Origin of the sequence: Methylocapsa sp. S129 (assembly GCF_009765995.1) — a bacterium.
GTDB lineage: Bacteria > Pseudomonadota > Alphaproteobacteria > Rhizobiales > Beijerinckiaceae > Roseiarcus.
Genome location: NZ_LMUI01000019.1, coordinates 218,776 through 236,257 on the forward strand (window position 1 = coordinate 218,776; position 17,482 = coordinate 236,257).

The 17,482-nt window shown below is 62.4% G+C and carries 17 protein-coding genes and 1 tRNA gene; 8 read left to right on the plus strand and 10 right to left on the minus strand.

Annotated features, from left to right (window positions below):
- Positions 1 to 8 precede the first annotated feature (8 nt).
- The 4 genes from GSQ90_RS12620 to GSQ90_RS12635 form a co-directional block, all read right to left on the minus strand.
- The gene (locus tag GSQ90_RS12620; RefSeq protein WP_246731568.1) at positions 9 to 938 is read right to left on the minus strand and encodes an ABC transporter permease; all 930 of its coding nucleotides are present in this window, start codon (positions 936 to 938) and stop codon (positions 9 to 11) included.
- On the minus strand, positions 935 to 2,023 hold the full coding sequence (locus GSQ90_RS12625) for an ABC transporter permease (protein WP_158815175.1): 1,089 nt from the start codon (positions 2,021 to 2,023) through the stop codon (positions 935 to 937). Before GSQ90_RS12625 ends, GSQ90_RS12620 begins: the two co-directional genes overlap by 4 nt.
- Positions 2,013 to 3,587, minus strand: a complete 1,575-nt coding sequence (locus GSQ90_RS12630; RefSeq protein WP_246731569.1) for an ABC transporter ATP-binding protein — start codon at positions 3,585 to 3,587, stop codon at positions 2,013 to 2,015. Before GSQ90_RS12630 ends, GSQ90_RS12625 begins: the two co-directional genes overlap by 11 nt.
- 151 nt (positions 3,588 to 3,738) lie before the next feature.
- A complete protein-coding gene (locus GSQ90_RS12635) occupies positions 3,739 to 4,710 on the minus strand; it encodes a quinone oxidoreductase (RefSeq protein WP_158815176.1) in 972 nt (323 codons plus the stop codon).
- Positions 4,711 to 4,856: 146 nt separating this feature from the next.
- Here GSQ90_RS12635 and GSQ90_RS12640 point away from each other — a divergent pair.
- The 3 genes from GSQ90_RS12640 to GSQ90_RS32840 all read left to right on the plus strand — a co-directional run bounded on the left by GSQ90_RS12640 (position 4,857) and on the right by GSQ90_RS32840 (position 6,398).
- A tRNA-Glu gene (locus GSQ90_RS12640) sits at positions 4,857 to 4,932 on the plus strand.
- 838 nt (positions 4,933 to 5,770) lie between these two features.
- Complete coding sequence (locus tag GSQ90_RS12650; RefSeq protein ID WP_158815178.1) at positions 5,771 to 6,049, plus strand: hypothetical protein; 279 nt, start codon at positions 5,771 to 5,773, stop codon at positions 6,047 to 6,049.
- 115 nt (positions 6,050 to 6,164) lie between these two features.
- The gene (locus GSQ90_RS32840) at positions 6,165 to 6,398 is read left to right on the plus strand and encodes a GCG_CRPN prefix-to-repeats domain-containing protein (protein WP_371418363.1); all 234 of its coding nucleotides are present in this window, start codon (positions 6,165 to 6,167) and stop codon (positions 6,396 to 6,398) included.
- A gap of 756 nt (positions 6,399 to 7,154) precedes the next feature.
- Here the strand turns inward: GSQ90_RS32840 and GSQ90_RS12655 are convergent.
- The gene (locus GSQ90_RS12655) at positions 7,155 to 7,307 is read right to left on the minus strand and encodes a DUF3309 domain-containing protein (RefSeq protein WP_158815179.1); all 153 of its coding nucleotides are present in this window, start codon (positions 7,305 to 7,307) and stop codon (positions 7,155 to 7,157) included.
- A 190-nt stretch (positions 7,308 to 7,497) separates the two neighbouring features.
- Positions 7,498 to 7,830 carry a hypothetical protein gene (locus GSQ90_RS12660; RefSeq protein ID WP_158815180.1) on the minus strand — a complete coding sequence of 111 codons (333 nt, stop codon included), beginning with the start codon at positions 7,828 to 7,830 and terminating at the stop codon, positions 7,498 to 7,500.
- 250 nt (positions 7,831 to 8,080) lie between these two features.
- On the opposite strand from GSQ90_RS12660, the gene GSQ90_RS12665 reads away from it, so the two are divergent.
- On the plus strand, positions 8,081 to 8,245 hold the full coding sequence (locus GSQ90_RS12665) for a Flp family type IVb pilin (RefSeq protein WP_246731570.1): 165 nt from the start codon (positions 8,081 to 8,083) through the stop codon (positions 8,243 to 8,245).
- A gap of 24 nt (positions 8,246 to 8,269) precedes the next feature.
- On the opposite strand, the gene bcsS is transcribed toward GSQ90_RS12665, so the two are convergent.
- Both bcsS and GSQ90_RS12675 read right to left on the minus strand, forming a co-directional pair.
- Complete coding sequence (gene bcsS, locus GSQ90_RS12670; RefSeq protein WP_158815182.1) at positions 8,270 to 8,887, minus strand: cellulose biosynthesis protein BcsS; 618 nt, start codon at positions 8,885 to 8,887, stop codon at positions 8,270 to 8,272.
- Between the two features lie 185 nt (positions 8,888 to 9,072).
- Complete coding sequence (locus GSQ90_RS12675) at positions 9,073 to 9,846, minus strand: ferredoxin--NADP reductase (protein WP_158815183.1); 774 nt, start codon at positions 9,844 to 9,846, stop codon at positions 9,073 to 9,075.
- 408 nt (positions 9,847 to 10,254) lie between these two features.
- On the opposite strand from GSQ90_RS12675, the gene GSQ90_RS12680 reads away from it, so the two are divergent.
- The gene (locus GSQ90_RS12680; protein WP_158815184.1) at positions 10,255 to 11,454 is read left to right on the plus strand and encodes an amidohydrolase family protein; all 1,200 of its coding nucleotides are present in this window, start codon (positions 10,255 to 10,257) and stop codon (positions 11,452 to 11,454) included.
- On the opposite strand, the gene GSQ90_RS12685 is transcribed toward GSQ90_RS12680, so the two are convergent.
- Positions 11,444 to 12,871 (minus strand): aminotransferase class V-fold PLP-dependent enzyme, encoded by a 1,428-nt coding sequence (locus tag GSQ90_RS12685; protein WP_158815185.1) that lies wholly within the window; start codon positions 12,869 to 12,871, stop codon positions 11,444 to 11,446. The two genes, GSQ90_RS12680 and GSQ90_RS12685, sit on opposite strands and share 11 nt — an antisense overlap.
- A complete protein-coding gene (locus GSQ90_RS12690; protein WP_158815186.1) occupies positions 12,868 to 14,448 on the minus strand; it encodes a hypothetical protein in 1,581 nt (526 codons plus the stop codon). The genes GSQ90_RS12685 and GSQ90_RS12690 overlap by 4 nt, the downstream gene beginning before the upstream one ends.
- 216 nt (positions 14,449 to 14,664) lie before the next feature.
- Between GSQ90_RS12690 and GSQ90_RS12695 the strand changes: the two genes are divergently transcribed.
- The 3 genes from GSQ90_RS12695 (at position 14,665) to GSQ90_RS12705 (ending at position 16,761) form a co-directional block, all read left to right on the plus strand.
- The gene (locus GSQ90_RS12695; protein ID WP_158815187.1) at positions 14,665 to 15,381 is read left to right on the plus strand and encodes an MgtC/SapB family protein; all 717 of its coding nucleotides are present in this window, start codon (positions 14,665 to 14,667) and stop codon (positions 15,379 to 15,381) included.
- A 134-nt stretch (positions 15,382 to 15,515) separates the two neighbouring features.
- The gene (locus GSQ90_RS12700) at positions 15,516 to 15,902 is read left to right on the plus strand and encodes a hypothetical protein (RefSeq protein ID WP_158815188.1); all 387 of its coding nucleotides are present in this window, start codon (positions 15,516 to 15,518) and stop codon (positions 15,900 to 15,902) included.
- A gap of 235 nt (positions 15,903 to 16,137) precedes the next feature.
- Positions 16,138 to 16,761, plus strand: coding sequence for a transglutaminase-like cysteine peptidase (locus tag GSQ90_RS12705; protein ID WP_158815189.1), 624 nt, complete (start codon positions 16,138 to 16,140; stop codon positions 16,759 to 16,761).
- Positions 16,762 to 17,482: the final 721 nt, after the last annotated feature.

The following is a 17,482-nucleotide window of genomic DNA, read 5'->3' on the forward strand; positions in this document are numbered from 1 at the left end:
CGTCGCTGTCACCGGTCGGGAATGAACGCCTGCCCAAGCGAAGCGGGCGCCAGAGCGCCGCGGCTGTCGCGGAGTGAAAGCACAACCAGCACAATGATCGTCGTCAGATAAGGCAGGGAATTGAGAAGCTGGGCGGGGATGGGCACGCCTAAGCCCTGGAAAGCGAGGGCCAGCACCGCGACGCCGCCAAACAGAATCGCGCCGGCGAGCGCGCGCCACGGCTTCCAGGAGGCGAACACCACCAGGGCCAGCGCGATCCAGCCGCGCCCCGCCGTCATGTCCGGCGACCAGAAAGGCGTATAGGAGAGCGAGAGGTAGCAGCCTGCAAGACCGGCGCAAGCGCCGCCGAACAGAACCGCCAGCAATCTTATGCCGCGCACGGGCACGCCGAGCGAATGACCGGAAGTGTGATTTTCACCGACCGCCCGCAAGGTGAGGCCGGCGCGCGTACGCATCAACCAATAGCCCACGGCGCCTGTCAGCAGGATCGCGAAATAGACGAAGAAGTCCTCGCCGAAAATCAGCCTGCCGACCAAAGGCAAGTCGGTCAGGCCAGGAATGTAAAGATGAGGCGCGCCGGACCGTTTCAGCCCGACGAATCCTTCCCCGATCAGATTGGCGAGGCCGCGCCCGAAAATGGTGAGGGCGAGGCCGGCGGCGACCTGATTGGTGGCGAGGCCGATAGTCAGGAAGGCGAACACCGCCGACATCAGCACGCCGCCCAGAATGCCGGCGATAACGCCGACGATCGTTGAATCGGTCATATAGGCGAAAGCAAAGCCGGTCGATGCGCCGACGATCATCATGCCCTCGAGGCCAAGATTGAGGACGCCGGCGCGTTCGGCGACGACTTCGCCGATCGCCGCCAGCAGAAGCGGCGTTGCGGCGGCGACGATGATTATCAGAATGTCTTGAATTTGCTGCGGGTCGAAGCTCACGATCGGGCTCCCATTGTGAAGCGCAGCCGGTAACGGGCGAGCACATCGGCGGCGAGCACGCAGATCAGAAGGACGCCCTGGAAAGCGAGCGTCAGATCGCCGGGCAAATGCATCGCGATTTGCGCATCCTCGCCGCCGACGAAGGTCAAGGCGAGGACGAGGCCGGCGATGAATATGCCGACGGGCGAAAGGCGTCCGAGGAAAGCGACGATGATCGCGGAAAAACCATAGCCCGGCGAAATCGATGGCAGGAGCTGTCCGATTCTCCCCGAAACTTCGGCGACGCCGGCAAGGCCCGCGAGGCCGCCGGAAATGGCGAAAGCGGCGATCGCAATCGTTCGATCGTTGAAGCCGCCGAACCTTGCGGCTTTGGGCGCCGAGCCGACGAGCCGGACCTGATAACCGAACAACGTTTTCGAGAAGACGATCGCCGCGACAATCGCCACGAGCGGCGCCAGCAGCACGCCCAGATGAAGAGAGCCGCCGTCGAAAAGAATGGGGAGCGTCGCCTCGGGGTCGAGATTGACCGAGACCGGCAGATTATGCCCTTCGGGATCTTTCCACGGTCCGCGCACAAGCCAGTCAAGGGCGAGCTGCGCGACATAGACGAGCATCAGGCTGCTGAGGATTTCGGAGACGTTCAGCCAGACGCGCAGCAGCGCGGGGATCATCGCATAAAGCAACCCGCCGAGCGCGCCGAGGATCATCATGGCGGGAAGAATCCACCAGCTCCCGAGCACGCCCTGAAAGGCGCCGTCATGCGTCACGAGACCAAGCCAGCCGCCGAGCGCGCCGCCGGCGATGAATTGCCCTTCCGCGCCGATATTCCACAAATTGGCGCGATAGCAGAAGGCGAGGCCGACGGCGATGAGGATCAGCGGCGCCGCTTTAACCGCGATCGCCTGAAGAGAATAGGATTGCGACAGCGGCTCGACGAAATAGACGTCGAACGCTTCGATCGTCGAGCGGCCCATCAAGGCGATGACCACCCCGCCGATCAGGATGGCGACGATCAGCGCGCCGACCGGCGCGAGGATCTCGCGTAGAGTCGAGCGCTGCGGCCGCGCGTCAAGATCAAGGCGCATGGGCGCTCCCGCCAGCAACATTGGCGCCGCCCGGCATGCCCGCCATCAGCAGGCCGATCTCTTCGCGCGTCGTGCCGCGCGCGGGCAAAGCCTCCGACAATTCGCCGGTATGGATGACCGCGATCCGGTCGCTGATCTCGAACAATTCGTCAAGATCCTGGCTGATGATCAGCACGGCGGCGCCGCGCGCGCAAAGATCGAGCAAAGCCTGCCGGATCGTCGCCGCCGCCAGCGCGTCGACGCCCCATGTCGGTTGATTGATGACCAGCAGCGCCGGTTCGCGCAGGATTTCGCGGCCCACGACGAATTTTTGCAGATTGCCGCCCGATAAAGTGCGCGCCAGCGGGTCCGCGCCGGATTTGCGAACGTCGAACGCTGCGATGACTTTTTGCGATTGATCCTTCGCCGCCGCTCCGTTGATGAAGCCCAAACGCGTCAGGCCGTCCGATCCGTGACCCGTCAGCACGATGTTTTCGGACAGTGTAAAATCGGGCGCCGCGGCATGGCCGTTGCGCTCTTCGGGCACGAAGCCGGCGTTGAGCGCGCGCCTGTCGCTGATGCCGAGCGCCCCCACCGGCGAGCCGTCGATGACGATCGCTTCTGGCCGTCGCGCCAGGCTTTCGCCCGAAAGATTGGCGAAAAGCTCCGACTGGCCATTGCCCGCGACGCCGGCTATCCCAAACACTTCGCCGCCCTTCACCGCCAACGAAACATGTTTGAGCGAGACGCCATGCAGGGACGGCGATGGCGCATCGAGATCGGAAACGACCAGGCGATCCTTGCCGAGCGTGTGGGCGCCGGCCGCGCGCACTTCCATGATTTGCGAACCCACCATCAAGGCGGCGAGGGAGCGCGGCGTCTCGACGCGCGGATCGCAGGTTCCCACAAGCTTGCCCAGGCGCAGGATGGTCGCCCGGTCGCAAAGGCGCTTCACCTCCTCCAGATGATGCGAAATATACAGAAGCGCCCTGCCCTCGGCTTTGAGCCGGTCCAGCGTTTCAAATAGCTTTTCCGCTTCCTGCGGCGTCAGCACCGAAGTTGGCTCGTCGAGGATGAGGACTTTGGGGTCCTGAAGCAGGCAGCGGGCGATTTCGATGCGTTGACGCTCGCCCGCCGATAGCGACCAGACCGGGCGGTTCGGCTCAAGACCCATGCCATAGGCGCGCGAAATGCCGTCGATCTTGCCCGGCACGTCCTGCAGCCTGTCGGACGCGGGCATGACCAGCGCGATATTCTCGGCGACGGTCAAATTGTCGAACAGCGAAAAATGCTGGAACACCATGCCGATTCCCAGCGCCCGCGCGGCATTGGGATTGGGCAGTTTTATCGACGCGCCCTGCCAAAGAATCTCGCCTTCGGTCGGCGCGAGCAGGCCGTAGAGCATCTTGACCAGCGTCGACTTGCCCGCGCCGTTCTCGCCGAGCAGGGCGTGGACTTCGCCTGGCGTCAAACCCAGTGTGATGTTGTCGTTGGCCGTGAATGAGCCGAACCGCTTGGTGATGCCGCGCACCGCCAAAAGCGGCGATTCCGGCTCCCCCGCTATCGCTGTGTTCGCCTGCTCCAACCCAGCCTCCCAGCCAAGAATGAGTTGATATTAATCACGGATCAAAACATAGCCAGCCTCAATCGTTCGCGACTTATCGAATCAATCCACAAGCACTTTCGCATTAGGAACGAATGTCGCCCGAACTTCGTAGCCGTCCGGGGAGCCGCCGTCACGGCAGGAGAATTGTCGATCCCGTGGTTTCCCGGGCTTCCAACGCGGCATGCGCGCGGGCCGCCTCGGCGAGCGACAGGCGCGAGGCGACGCTGATCTCGACGTCGCCCGACTGCACGACGCGGAACAAGTCACGCGCCATGCGCTCGAGGCGGTCGCGATCGGCAAGAAACGTGAAGAGGGTCGGCCGCGTTGCAAACAGCGATCCCTTCTGGGCCAGCAAAGCGAGGTTGAAGCCTTCGACGGGCCCCGAGGCGGAGCCATAGCTGGCGAAAGTCCCCAATGGCCGGAGGCAGTCGAGCGAAGCGGGGAATGTCGCCTTGCCGATTCCGTCATAGACGACCGCGCATTTGGCGCCTTTGGTGATCTCCCTGACACGGACTGCGAAATCCTCTTCGCGATAGAGGATCAGGTGTTTGGCGCCGGCCTTTTTGGCGAGCTTGGCTTTTTCAGGCGAGCCGACCGTGCCGATGACGGTCGCCCCGAGCGCCTTGGCCCATTGGCAAAGCACAAGCCCGACACCGCCCGCCGCCGCGTGGACGAGGACCGTATCGCCCGCCTGGACCTTGTAGGTCTGGCGCAGCAGATATTGCGCGGTGAGGCCTTTCAGCATCATCGCCGCGCCCGTCTCATAGGAAATCCCTTTGGGCAGTTTAACGAGAAACCTCGCCTCGACATTGCGCTCTTCCGCATAAGAGCCGAGCGGCGCGGCATAGACGACGCGATCTCCGAGCTTCAAATCCTTGACGCCCTTGCCCAATGCGACGATCTCGCCCGCGCCTTCATTGCCCGGCGTGAACGGCTTGGGCGGCGAGGGATAGAGACCTGTCCGGTAGTAGACATCCAGGAAATTCACGCCGATCGCGTGATGGCGCACGCGCGCCTCGCCCGGCCCTGGCGGCGGCAGTTCGACATCCTCGAAACGCATGACTTCCGGCCCGCCGGTCTCATATATCCGGATCGCGCGCATCTGAGACCTCCCGTCGGACAATGCTTGCCCAGCATGATTGTCCAGCGAAGCATAGCGTGCAAGTGGAGGGCTGCGATACGCACTTGCCAGCGTAGCCTGGCGACTCTATAGCATGGCCGGCCTCGAACATGCCGAGCCGCCGCGCAGCGCCCATCGTCTAGCGGTCCAGGACGTCGCCCTTTCACGGCGAAAACACGGGTTCGATTCCCGTTGGGCGCGCCAATATAATCAATGAGTTAGCTAAAAAACCAGCCCTGCCCTGTCCAAGATTTGTCCAATACGCGGCATGGATTTGGCTGAATTGAAGCGGACAAAGACGGACGCTGCTCTCACGCAACCGTGAGCGAATCTGCGACGCAAGCGAATGCCCTGGACCCGCAAGCTGCCTACGCCCATCGCGCTTAAGGACGGCCGCACTCTCGCGACTTTAAACCAGGCGCGCGAGATGATGCTTGCGGTTCCCCCTTCTAATCGGCGCCTCGCCGTCTGGCGTTTTGCCGCCCAGCGGTTGGAAGATGCATGCGCCGACGAAACGCCGCTCCCGGAAGCTGAGGAATTACTGACGCGCGCGTTGAAGGTCGAGGGGCTGATTTAGGCTGCGCGCGGCGACCGTGGATCGCGAGCAGGGCAACCTTTTGAGCATCATCCCCGTTAGGCGTTTTAGGGGGAGTTGGCGACCAACAGGAGACTCAAATGATCAGAACTTCTTTGAAATGCGGCGCCATTCTCGCGTTGCTGTTCGCGTCCACCGGCGCCTACGCGGACGATCCGACGGGTGTGCTGGAGCAGGAACGGGGCACGCTCCCGAGAGTGCACGGCCGCTTGCCCCAATTTTCAGATTCAGGTCCATGCCAGCGTGGCATGCAATCGGAGCCATTCCCCAATGCCCAGGGTTTCCGCTGTATCCGGAGACACTAGGACAAGACAACGCGAGCGGTCGCCGGCGATATCTTGGCCGCCGCGGCGTGGATCGCATGCTTGGCGCACGCGGCGGCGATGAGTCAACGAGCCGCCTTTGCGCGGCTTTGCTGTTGTCGAACAGGGCAAAGGACGTTTTGCCATGATCAAGAACATTTGGAAGAGCGCATTCATGATTTCGGCTCTTGCGCCGACAATCGCCTATGCGGCCATGGTTACGGAGCCCGGTCGAAACGGCCTACCGCCGACGCAAGTCGTGCCAAACACGGCCCATGGAGGTTCTCCCGGCAGCAGTATGGATGCTCCCGGCGGCGTCGGTCCGGGTTTCACCAACCAGAAGAACATTCCGCCAGGAATCGTCGCGCCCGGCGCGATCGGTCGAAACGGCATAGAAGCGCCCGACGGCGGCGGCGCGCGCTGAAACAATAAAACGGCCGCGCGCATGGACCGGCGGCGGCGTTGCGAAATCGAGAATGGCGGCGGCGTGGGATTGAGAAAGGGCAATGCCTATGCTTGGGCCAATTGTGTTGAGCGCTATGTTGTCCTTCGGGCTCGCGCCCGCCGCCGGCGCGACGGGTTTGCCAACGCCGATCAGCGGCGAAGTCGGAATCGTGAAAGTCTCGGAAGGGTGCGGGGTTGGATGGTGGCGAGGGCCGACTGGCCATTGTCATCCGTTTAATAGCGCGGGCGGCAGTCCTCGCGGGACCCACTTCGCATGCCCGCCAGGAATGCACGTCGGCGCAGACGGTCATCAGTGCTGGCCCAACTGATTTTGGGCTGAGAATTCATCGCTGTGGTCGTGAGACCTCTTCACTCGATTCGACTCAGCTCTCTGCTGAGCGAGGGCGGCGCAAGCATAAAAACGGAAGTTCGCTTGAAGCGTCCTGACGGCCGAAGCCGATTCAAACACGCGGCCTTTTATGCGAGATAGCGAGAGTGTGGCTCAATGCGACCGGCGCGAGCCTTCCAACCCGCGCAGGGCATATCCAATGAACGCCGCGAAAAACACAGAGGTCAAAGGCTTTCCCCGAATCCGCGTTCGCGCGCCTGCTTCAAGGTCGGACGCAAGATTTTCGATCCCTGACGCCGCTTTCGAAACTTGATCTTTAGCGTCGTCTATCGCTCCGGAGATTGCGGTGGCGGCGGCGCCTCGTTGGCATTGCGCGAAACAAGCAACGTCATCCGCCAGACGCCCAACGTCCTGGCGAAGAGCAGTCAGGGCGGCAAGCACATCCGCGCTGGAGGCTTCGCTCGATTGCATGGACGCCTGAGATTGCTCGCTTGCATCGTCGGTCATGGGGATTTCCTGGGATTCATTTGGAAGGTATGAACCAAACGCACGACGCCGGGCAAACGTTCCCTTCGGGGTTTAGACGGCAAGAGAACCTATCGTCCCCTTCAAAACACGGCCGCCTTGCATAGCCCGGCGGCCGTGTTTTGCCAGCGTCGGAAAGTCTCTCCGCCATCCCACGGATGTTTGGCAAAATCTCAAGCGGACGGCGCAACACACCGAGCCGCGCAGCGCATCACCGACCGAACAGCCAGAGAAGCACCAGCACGATCACGACGATGCCAAGAACGCCGCCGAGTCCGCCGCCGCCGTAGCGGTTGTGCGCGTAATAGCCGCCGCCGCCGCCAAACAGAAGAACGAGGATTATGATGATGATCAGCAGGCTCACGGCGAAGCTCCCGGCAAATAGGGGTCTTCTCCAGGCGAGCCGGACCCGATCGGCGCCTGGCTGATCGGTTCAAACGATCAGTGCAAGCGTCATCGGTAACGTCCGATTGTCAAATGAGTTCCATGAGTTGTTTGTTCAAGCGTTGGCGCGATCGCCCTGAAGGGGCGCGATCGCGAGACGCCGCCAGCGCTCAGAACCGGAACAACGGCTCGTCCGAATTATACCTTGCTGTCGGCGATTGCCCATAGCGAAACGTGTTGTCCATCAAATCGCTATGGCCGGTTGCGACGGTGTCGCTGAAATAATGATTCTCGGATCCGGTTGCGGCGGAGGTGCTGGCGCGTAGCTCGACGCCGGGCGCGAGCGGCGACATATCGGGCTGGCGCGGCGCCAACATGTGAACCTTGTGATGAATCGGACGGTGCGCGGTTTGCGCGCTTGCATTCACCGATAATGTGAGCGCCGCGACTGTCGACAACGCAATGATCGAGCCGGCGATCGCGCTTCTAGGGAATGCAGGCATCTTGCCTCTCCTTGCGGCGCGTCGCGACGCGCCTGTTTCACTTTCGGCAGAGTTATGGGACGCCATCGGACTCTGATCCAGTCACTTTATCATGAAACGCCGTCCGACGGGAAACGGAAACATCTGGCGCGCCGCGAAGGCAGCATCGCCATTGACCGAGATTCTTAAGGTATCGACAAGTCTTTTTAGGTAAATTCATATTGTGGCGTCCAATTTTTCGCGACTTATCGAGTGAATTCGCAAGATGAAAATGATCGATCGGCTCAAGAGGTTTCTCGCTGATGCGTCGGGCGCGACCGCTATCGAATATGCGATGATCGCCGCTATGATCGCTCTCACGATCGTCGTCTCGCTGACCGCCGTGACCGGCGGCATTAAAAATGTCTTCAACGAAGTTTCCGGCAATTTGGGTTAAGAAAGAATGCGCGGCCGCCGCGCGTCAGAATCTTCGCCAAACCGCGAGTTCGCCATAGGGGCCTGCCCGCTGGCCGCACCACGAAATCCCCGTCGCCACGCGCGCTTCAAAGCCGCCGCCCAAGCGCAATCCGGTCGCGTGGAGCCCGGCGCGCAATTCCCCTGTGGACGCCGCCGCCTCCGGCCCGATCCAAGGCCAATTCTCGGCTGGCTTTAGTCCGGCCGCCAGACGCCAGGAGACATAAGCGGGCGTCGTCTGAACCTGGGCCGTCGCCATCCAATTCTTGGCGGGCTCCCACCAAAGATCAGCCGACGCCAAAGGCCGCGCCGCGGGCGCAGCGCCGGGCGCGAGTTCAGCGCCGCCGAGAAGAGTCAGCGAGAAGCCGGGTTGGGAGAAGCGCCATCCGGCCGCCGCCTGCCCGTAGGCCAGATTGATTTGCTGGCGTCCAATTTCAACCGCAAAGACCGGTCCGCTCAAGTCGAGGCCCGAGGCGGCGTGCAGCCAGCCAAGACCGGCAAAACTGCGCTTGCTCATCAGATCGCCAGAAAAGAAAAGGAGGTTTGTCGCCTCATCGCCGCGCGCGACAGCGATTGAGGCGGCCAGCGCAAAAACGCTCACCCACGCCGAACTCAGGCGTCTCATCGAGCCCACCCCCCGCCCCGCGGACCCGCTGGGCGACGGGTCGGCTCATGGCGCGGAGGATAGATCGATTTTTAACGGTTTGGAAACGATCGATTCGAATCAAGTCAAGAAAAAACGAACCGATCTCGGTTTTGTCCCCAGAATTAGGAATCGCAGGGCGCCGTTTTGCGCAATTCAGCGCAGCATCAGCTCTCGACGAAGGCTTTTTCGATCACGTAGTGCCCTGGGGCGCCATGGTTGCCCTCGACAAAGTCCTTGTCCTTGAGAATGGCTCTGATGTCGGCGAGCATATTCGGGCTTCCGCAAAGCATGAACCGGTCCGAGTCCGCCGATACCGGGGGAAGCCCGACATCTTCGAACAGCTTGCCATTGGTCATGAGCAGGGAGATGCGGCCATTGTGGCGGAACGGCTCCCGGGTGACCGTCGGATAATAGGTCAGCTTTTCCCTGACGCTTTCACCCACGAGTTCGTCGTTGGGCATGACGTTGGCGATCAGATCGCTGTAGGCGAGTTCGGCGGCCCAGCGGCAGCCGTGAACGATGACGACGCGTTCGAAGCGCTCATAGGTTTCGGGATCCTTGATGATGCTCAGGAACGGCGCGAGGCCGGTGCCGGTCCCCAGGAGATAGAGATTTCGCCCCGCGCTGAGATTGTCGAGCACGAGCGTGCCGGTCGCCTTGCGGCTGACGAGGATCGGGTCGCCTTCTTTGAGATGCTGCAAGCGCGAGGTCAGGGGGCCGTCGGCGACCTTGATGCTGAAGAATTCCAGCTCTTCCTCATAATTGGCGCTGACCAGACTATAGGCCCGCACCAGCGGACGGCCTTTGACCTCGACGCCCATCATCGTGAATTGACCGTTCTGGAAGCGAAAGGCGGGATTGCGCGTCGTTTTGAAACTGAACAACCGATCGGTCCAATGATGGACGCTAAGGACGGTCTCTTGATTGAAATTGCTCATCGCTCACCATCTCCGACAGGTCAGGGCGGATCGTATTTTGGGGCCCCCCGCCCCTGCGGCCATGGGAAACAGGGGCTATTTGTCTATTAAGTTGATAGCATCAGTTCTTCAACCCGCCGCGCGGCGTTCAAAGCGCCGTCTCATGCGACAAGTCGTAGCTTGCAGGCGGAATATCATTTGTATACAAATGAATTTAGGCGCAGGTCAAGGGCTTTGAATGAGGTTGATTTGAATGTCGGCTGGGATTCGCCAGCAGAGCCTCCGGCAAGACGATAAGGCTCAAACTCATAAATTCATTCTCGTTGACCGCGTCGGCGCCGTTACGCGAATTTCGCTATGCGATCCATCGCGAGTCCTGTCCTAGCCTGCCCATGTTGAGAAGCATGTCCCCAACTTTCGGAGCATCCGATGGCCCATGATGAACCCGCCGCTTCCGGCGCGCCGACCAAGCTCGTTATCAAAAACATCGGGCTAATGCTGAGCGGAGACATAGCCGCCCCAATTCTCGACGCCGACGCGATCGTCGCAATCGACGGACGCATCACGCAGATCGGCCGCGCCAAGGACATCGATATGGAAGGCGCGACGACGCTCGTCGACGCCAATGGCGTCACGCTCTCGCCTGGCCTGATCGACAGTCATGTCCATCCCGTCGCAGGCGACTGGACGCCGCGACAGAATCAACTGGGCTGGATCGACTCAACGCTGCATGGCGGCGTCACCACCATGGTTTCGGCCGGCGAAGTGCACACGCCCGGCCGTCCGCGCGACATTGTTGGCCTCAAAGCCATGGCGATCACCGCGCAGCGGACCTTTTCGGCGTTCCGCGCCAGCGGCGTCAAAGTTCACGCAGGCGCGCCGGTCATCGAGCCAGGCATGGAGGAACATGATTTCAAGGAATTGGCGGACGCCGGCGTGCGCTATCTCGGCGAAGTCGGACTCGGCGGCGTGAAGGACGGCGCGACCGCCCGCAAAATGGTGGCCTGGGCGCGCAAATACGGGATCAACAGCACCATCCACACTGGCGGCCCTTCGATCCCCGGCTCCGGCCTCATCGACAAGGACGTGGTTTTGGAGGCCGACACCGACGTCATCGGCCATATCAACGGCGGCCATACCGCCTTGCCCGACGATCAGATCGTCTGCCTGTGCGAGGGATGCAAGCGCGGTCTCGAACTCGTCCATAACGGCAACGAGCGCGCCGCCCTCCTGACCCTGCGCACCGCGCGCGAACTTGGCCAATTGAGCCGTGTGATCCTGGGGACGGACGGCCCGGCGGGCTCCGGCGTGCAGCCGCTCGGCATTATTCGGATGGTGTCGATGCTGTCCTCGCTCGGCGGCGTCCCCGCCGAAATCGCCTTCTGTTTTGCGACCGGCAATACGGCGAAGATGCGCGCGCTCGATTGCGGGTTGATCGAAGTGGGACGCGCCGCCGATTTCGTCTTCATGGATCGCGCGCAGCATTCGGCGGGAAAAACATTGCTCGAAAGCGTTCAACTCGGCGATCTGCCTGGCGTCGGCATGACCATCATCGACGGGATCGTGCGATCGCAGCGAAGCCGGAATACGCCGCCGGCGGAAAAGATCCCGAGCATCGTCAAGGGGTAATTCGCGCGGCGGACTCATGCAGCGCTGCGACGAAATCATCGACATCGGCTCGCTTGGTCCGGTGATTGACGATCGCGGCGCGAATGACCGGGCGACCGGAGAGATGCGTCATTGAGGGCGCGGCTACGCCGCGCTCTTGCAGGTCGATGACAAGGGCCTCATTGGCCTCATCGCGCCAGCCGGCTTTCAAAGCAAAGCAAACAATATTGAGGGAAACGGCGGCGCGCAGCTCGAACACGTTGGATCGCGCGAGGGACTCGGCGAGATGTCGCGCATTTTCGCAGTTGGCCTCGATGGCCCGGCCGATCTTGTCGGCGCCATGCACCTGGAACGTGAACCAGGTTTTCAGCGCGCGAAATCCGCGCGACAAATCCGGGCCGAGATCGCACGGCCAGACCTCTCCGGCGGCGAGCCCGCGCGGCGCGCGCTGAAGATAGGCGGCGGCATTGGCGAATGTCCCGCGATGCATTTGACCGTCGCGAACCAGAAGAAACCCCGCGTCATAGGGAACATGCGCCCATTTGTGAAAGTCGAGGGCGATCGAATCGGCGAGTTCGACGCCCGACAGTTTCGGCCGCAGACTCGGACTAAGCGCCGCCAGCGCGCCAAAGGCGCCGTCGACATGGAACCACAGCCCATATTTCGTCGCGGTCAGGGCGAGGCTTTGCAAGGGATCGATGGCGCCCGTGTTGACCGTTCCGGCGGTCCCCACGACGAGAAAAGGCGAGAGGCCGGCGCTAAGGTCGTCGTCTATCGCGGCCTGCAGCAAATCCACGCGCATCGCTCCGGCGGAATCGACAGGGATCGACCGCAGATGCGCCGAGCCGACGCCCGCCAGCTCCATCGCCTGGGCGACGCAGCCATGAGCTTCAGCGGAGGCGTAGGCGATGAGTTGTTCGCCCGACGCGGAAAAGCCGGTGCGGCGGATCTCATGCCCCATCGCCGCGTCGCGCGCGACGAGCAGGCCGAGGAAATTCGCGGCGGAGGAGCCGGTCACGAAGATCCCGCTGGCGCTTTGAGGAAATTCGAAGAGCTCGGCGGCCCATTGCGCGATCTGGCGTTCGACTGCGATGCCGATATGGTTGCGGCCGCCGCAATTGGCGTTCAGTCCCGCGGCGAGCATTTCGGCGATCATGCCGACGGGCGTACCCGCGCCGTGCACCCAGCCCATGAACAAAGGATGGGTGTTGCCGACGGCGTAGGGCTTGATGTTCGCCTCGAAATCGTTGAGCGCATCGGCGAATGCACGCGGGCCGCGCGGAAGCGGTGCGCAAAATTTTTGACGAACCTCCGCTGGAGCGTCCCGCCAGACGGGACGCTCGCGCGTGGTCTGGAGAAAATCAATCATCCGGTCCAGGGCCTGATGGCTGGAGGCGCGGAACGCCGACCAATCATCGGGGTCGAGATCGTCGCTCATATCGCGCGCTCAAGGTCGCCGGAAGCGGACAGTGCGGCGTCACGCTGAACAGAGATCTGGCCCATCAGCCATCTCCATTTCTCGAAAAGCGCGTCGAGATTCCCCTCCAATGACGCGAAGGCGGCTTCAAGGCTCTCGCCTTGTTCAACGCGCTCGACCATCTCGCTGATCATCGGCGCGCTCGCGCAAGCGCGCAGCACGGTCCTTGGCCCGATCGCGACCGATTGTCCGAGATGAAAAGTCCGCAAAAGAGCGGGAGAGCCTGCCATTGAAGGCGCGCAAGGCAATCGCAGGCGCGCGTGCACCAGCGCTGTCTCGGCGGCGGAGAACGCGGCGCCGTCACGATGGGCCATAACGAAAGACAGGATGCTGCTTGGCTCCTCGCGAAACGAATGGGGCTCGTCGGATATTTCGCAAAGGCTCCTCATGCCTTCGGCTCGTCTTCGCACTGCTTGTTCGAAATGGGCCAGAACGCGCGCGCGAAGAGCGCAGGGCGCGGCGAAGAAACGCTCCATCTCGCTGAGCGCGGCGACCCATCGGAGGCCAAGTCCGAGGTTGGCCTCGTTGGCCCAGCGCAACGGGGTCTGGGCTTGAAGGTCGTCCGGCCAGTCCAGACGCGAACTGTATTCGGCGAGCCCGGCGGGAAGCGCCAATTGTCCGATGCGTCTCAGGATTTGCGGCGGCAGAAACAGCGCGCCGGAGAATGGCGGGCCGGCGAAGAATTTCGAACCGGTGATGGCGACCATGAAGCCGCGCTGCAGCAATTGCTGAACGCGCTCCCGCGAACACCGCAATTGACAGCAATCGGCGATAATGACGACCCGGTCCGGCGCCATCGCGAGGATTTCGGAAGCCGTTGCGGCGGTCAGGCCGGATTGGCCGGTCTTTGACGTCTGCAGCAAATGCAAGAGAACGCTGCGTCCCGCTTGAAGCGCGGCGGCTGCGTACAAGCGCGCCTCAGCGTCGACACCGGCGGCCGCGCGCAAATCGCCTTGCGAGTCGCGAATCTCAATCTTCACCGTCGCAATGTCGGCGCCCTCCCAGCCGTTTAGGCGATGTCCAGCCCGTCGCGCTTCGCCGAACGGTGTGGAATCAAGGAAATAGGCTCCCGCCGCCGCGCGCAGGACGCCGCTTCCGGTTTCGGCCGGCGCCAGGACGATATTGGTGAGAGGGCCGCCGGCGACGCTCCTGGCGATCGCCAAAGCGGTCAATTCCGCTTCCGTTCCCGATCCCGTCAGGACCACATTGCCGCCGGCAATGCCAAAGAGGGCGAGGAGCCGCGCCCGCAGGCTCTCGAACCAAGCGTCGATCCCTTGATAACCGGCGCTGGAATCTGCCGACAGAGCGGCCCATGCCAATTCAACGGCGCGATGCGCTTGGGGTGTGATCGTCGAGGCGGTCGATGAAGACAGGAAAATCTCGCCGGGACACGGCGTCACCGTCGTTCCGTATCGATTGCGTCGCGTAACGGGGTCAAGACGAATGCGTTCGTCGCCGCCCGCCGCCAGAAGCAGATCGGCCCCCGCCGTCATATCTGGCGACTCGCTTCCGAAACTCTTGGCTCTGTGAACGTTCACGGGCGGCTTCCCTGCCAAATTGGATCAGGAGATCACAGGCGACGGGCTCGCGCGATCTATGCGAGACTAGGGCGATCGACTTGCGTGAGGCTGTCGCGCGACCGCTCGAATGCCTGAAGCCATGGAAGCACCGCTGCGCGAATGGGGCTTGACGCCCGTTGCGCATGACGGCAAGCGAGGCCCGGCCGACCCCGAACGCATCCGAAGGAAATCGCCATGGCGATGTTTCATCCAATCGACCTTGGCGAGCTCTTCGATTTCACCCTCAAAGTCGCGATCGCCTTTGTCCTCGCCACCGCGATCGGCGCCGAGCGGCAATATCGTCAGCGCAGCGCAGGCCTGCGGACCAATGTTCTGGTCGCGGTCGGCGCGGCGTCTTTCGTGTCGCTCGGCATGCATCTCAACGGTCAGGCGGGCGCGAGCCAGATCGCCGCCTATGTCGTGTCCGGCATCGGCTTTCTGGGCGCCGGCGTGATCATGAAGGAAGGCAGCCACGTCTGGGGGCTGAATACCGCCGCGACGCTTTGGTGTTCTGCCGCCGTCGGCGCGCTGTGTGGCGTCAACCTTGCGGCGGAGGCCGGCGTCCTGACTGTGGCGATTTTGGCGGGAAACACGCTGTTGCGGCCGCTCGTCAACAGGATCAACCGCACGCCGATGGACGAGCAATCGGCCGAGGCGACGTATGAAGTTCATGTCCTCACGCAAGCCGAACATGTCGGCGAAGTGCGCGATCTCCTGGCCGAGCAATTGGAAAGCGCGAGCTATCCCGTCAGGGAGATCGAGGTTTCCGAACGCAGCGAAGATGTCACCGAGCTTGCCGCGACCTTAGTCAGCACCGCCGTCCATCCCGAGGAAATGGACGCGGTGGTTGCGGCCCTGGAGGCCTCGCCGCTCATTTCGCACGCAAGCTGGTCGTCAAGCACGGCGGACTGACGCTCGGCGTCGATGCGGCGTTTCGGCTTCATATTTTGGCCATTCGGATCGGGAATTCTCGGCCTTGCGCGTCGCCTGCAGCGGCGGCACAATCGCAGCCGGAACCACCGTCCACCATAGGGAAATGGCCGCCTATGAATTTTCGTCGCGTCCGCGTGGTGTGCATCGTTCTGGCCGTGATCGCCGCGCCCTTAGCGGCCCTGGCCGACGACGCTGTTCCCTCCCCGCTCAAGGCGCCGGCGCATGTCGCAAAGGCGAAGAAGGTCAAGCCCGCCGCCCCTGCCGGCGATATGGCGGACATTAAATTTTCGGATCCGAGTGCGCCGCCGGCCGGCGGCGCCAAGCCGTCAAAGCCTGCCTCTTCGTCGGCTGACTCGAAGGTGGCGCCGGTGCCTGTAGGGAGCCCGTCGCTTGACCTCAAATGGCACGCGGAAAATCGCGTCAACAATCCCTATTGGGAACCCTGGGTCCCTAACGGACAGGGCCAAAGCGTCGAGGCGGGAGTCAAATTCGGCTTTTGACGGAAGACTGAGGGAATGCGGTGGCGCCCCACACGCCGCCCCGCCTCTGCCTGGGCGCCAGGCGCGCAATTTTACGGGAAGTAATAGACTATATACCTTATCTCTTGTCGTTCTATATACTATGGAGCCGCCACAAGAATTAATGCTCATCAGTAGAATTTGAGTATTTGATTTAGATCGACTGCAAATTGAGTTTGGCACGGTGACCTCAGCTTGAACGCCAGAGGTCGTCGTTATGAACATCGCATCGATCAAAGCGGCCGCCGTCGCCGCAGCGCTGATCGCCTTTGTCGCGGGGGGAGCCGGGGCGCAAGCGCACCTGCTGCAGACGAGCTACGCCGCTGTCGGAGCGGAGACGAGCGTGCCCTATGGCTGGGTGGACTTCTGCGGCCGTCGGCCGGAGGAATGCAACGTGCCGCGGCTTGCCGCCGTCGACGTCAAGCTCTCCGCGCAGACCTGGGCCTTGCTCGATCGCATCAACCGCCAGGTCAACGCCGCCATCGAGCCGATCAGCAATTTCGATCATTGGGGCACGATGCTCGACCATTGGGATTATCCGGTCGATGGCAAGGGCGATTGCAAGATCTATGCGCTCTATAAACGCAAGCTCCTGCTTGAGGAGGGGTTTCCCCGCCAGGCGCTGCTCATGACGATCGTGCGCGACCTTGAGGGCGAAGGACATGCGATCCTCACGGTGAAGACCGACCGCGGCGAGTTTGTCCTCGACAACCTCTCGGACGAAATCCGGCCATGGAATGCGACCGGCTATCGCTTCGTGAAGCGCCAGTCGCAGGAAGATCCCAATCTTTGGGTCTCGATCAGCGATCCCGCCAAATCCTCGCTCTACGCCGCCCAGTGAGGGCGCGCCGCGCAACGCGATGGATGGCGCACACGCCGTCCGCTTCGTCGCGAAACAGCGGTCCTGCCGGCGGGTCCGTCGCTGCCTTTTTTCGATTGACAGGCGTTATCGAGGGGCGCATAGCCGCCGTGTTGGACGACGCTCGTGCGCGTCCGACGATCAACAATTTTCTGAAAGAAACATGGGCAGTAGCAGCTTCGGCTTCTCGACGGCGGCGTGGTCCGCAATTGGCGAGCCGGCACATTTTGGGACCGTCCACGGCGTCGGAGACGACGTGAGAGGCATCGTCAGGGCCTAAGGCTCCTGCCCCGCCGCTCACACTCCAGCCGTGATCAATCGGCGATTGGAGGTGGGCGATGAGCAAGATCATTGTCATCGACACAAATCGGAATTTTCGCGCGCGGCCCGTCGTCAACGGGGTGCAGCGTGCGCTTCATCCTGCGCGCGGCGTCGACCGCCGAGCGCGTGCTGCGCCGCCTGAAGGGAGGGCTCAGATCCATGAATGAAGGCCCGAGTAGGCCCACCGGCGCCCTCTCAGACGCGTCGGCGGGCGGCAAATTCAACCCACTCCCCAATTCCCCCGCTTCAAGGGCGATGCGAGACGAGGCCTGACAGGGCCATACGGCTCGCTCCCGCGCTAAGTGTCCGTCTCGAAACTTCTCGATTCGAATGAATCGGTTATGATTCCTGTTGGGGGCAGCCTGATTCGAGGAGCTGCCGA

Coding starts and splice junctions, on each gene's coding strand:
- GSQ90_RS12625 (WP_158815175.1), bottom strand. CDS start 2,023: ATGCGCCTTGATCTTGACGCGCGGCCGCAGCGCTCGACTCTACGCGAG.
- GSQ90_RS12635 (WP_158815176.1), bottom strand. CDS start 4,710: ATGCGCGCGATCCGGATATATGAGACCGGCGGGCCGGAAGTCATGCGT.
- GSQ90_RS12650 (WP_158815178.1), top strand. CDS start 5,771: ATGATCAAGAACATTTGGAAGAGCGCATTCATGATTTCGGCTCTTGCG.
- GSQ90_RS32840 (WP_371418363.1), top strand. CDS start 6,165: ATGTTGTCCTTCGGGCTCGCGCCCGCCGCCGGCGCGACGGGTTTGCCA.
- GSQ90_RS12660 (WP_158815180.1), bottom strand. CDS start 7,830: ATGCCTGCATTCCCTAGAAGCGCGATCGCCGGCTCGATCATTGCGTTG.
- GSQ90_RS12665 (WP_246731570.1), top strand. CDS start 8,081: ATGATCGATCGGCTCAAGAGGTTTCTCGCTGATGCGTCGGGCGCGACC.
- bcsS (WP_158815182.1), bottom strand. CDS start 8,887: ATGAGACGCCTGAGTTCGGCGTGGGTGAGCGTTTTTGCGCTGGCCGCC.
- GSQ90_RS12675 (WP_158815183.1), bottom strand. CDS start 9,846: ATGAGCAATTTCAATCAAGAGACCGTCCTTAGCGTCCATCATTGGACC.
- GSQ90_RS12680 (WP_158815184.1), top strand. CDS start 10,255: ATGGCCCATGATGAACCCGCCGCTTCCGGCGCGCCGACCAAGCTCGTT.
- GSQ90_RS12685 (WP_158815185.1), bottom strand. CDS start 12,871: ATGAGCGACGATCTCGACCCCGATGATTGGTCGGCGTTCCGCGCCTCC.
- GSQ90_RS12695 (WP_158815187.1), top strand. CDS start 14,665: ATGGCGATGTTTCATCCAATCGACCTTGGCGAGCTCTTCGATTTCACC.
- GSQ90_RS12700 (WP_158815188.1), top strand. CDS start 15,516: ATGAATTTTCGTCGCGTCCGCGTGGTGTGCATCGTTCTGGCCGTGATC.
- GSQ90_RS12705 (WP_158815189.1), top strand. CDS start 16,138: ATGAACATCGCATCGATCAAAGCGGCCGCCGTCGCCGCAGCGCTGATC.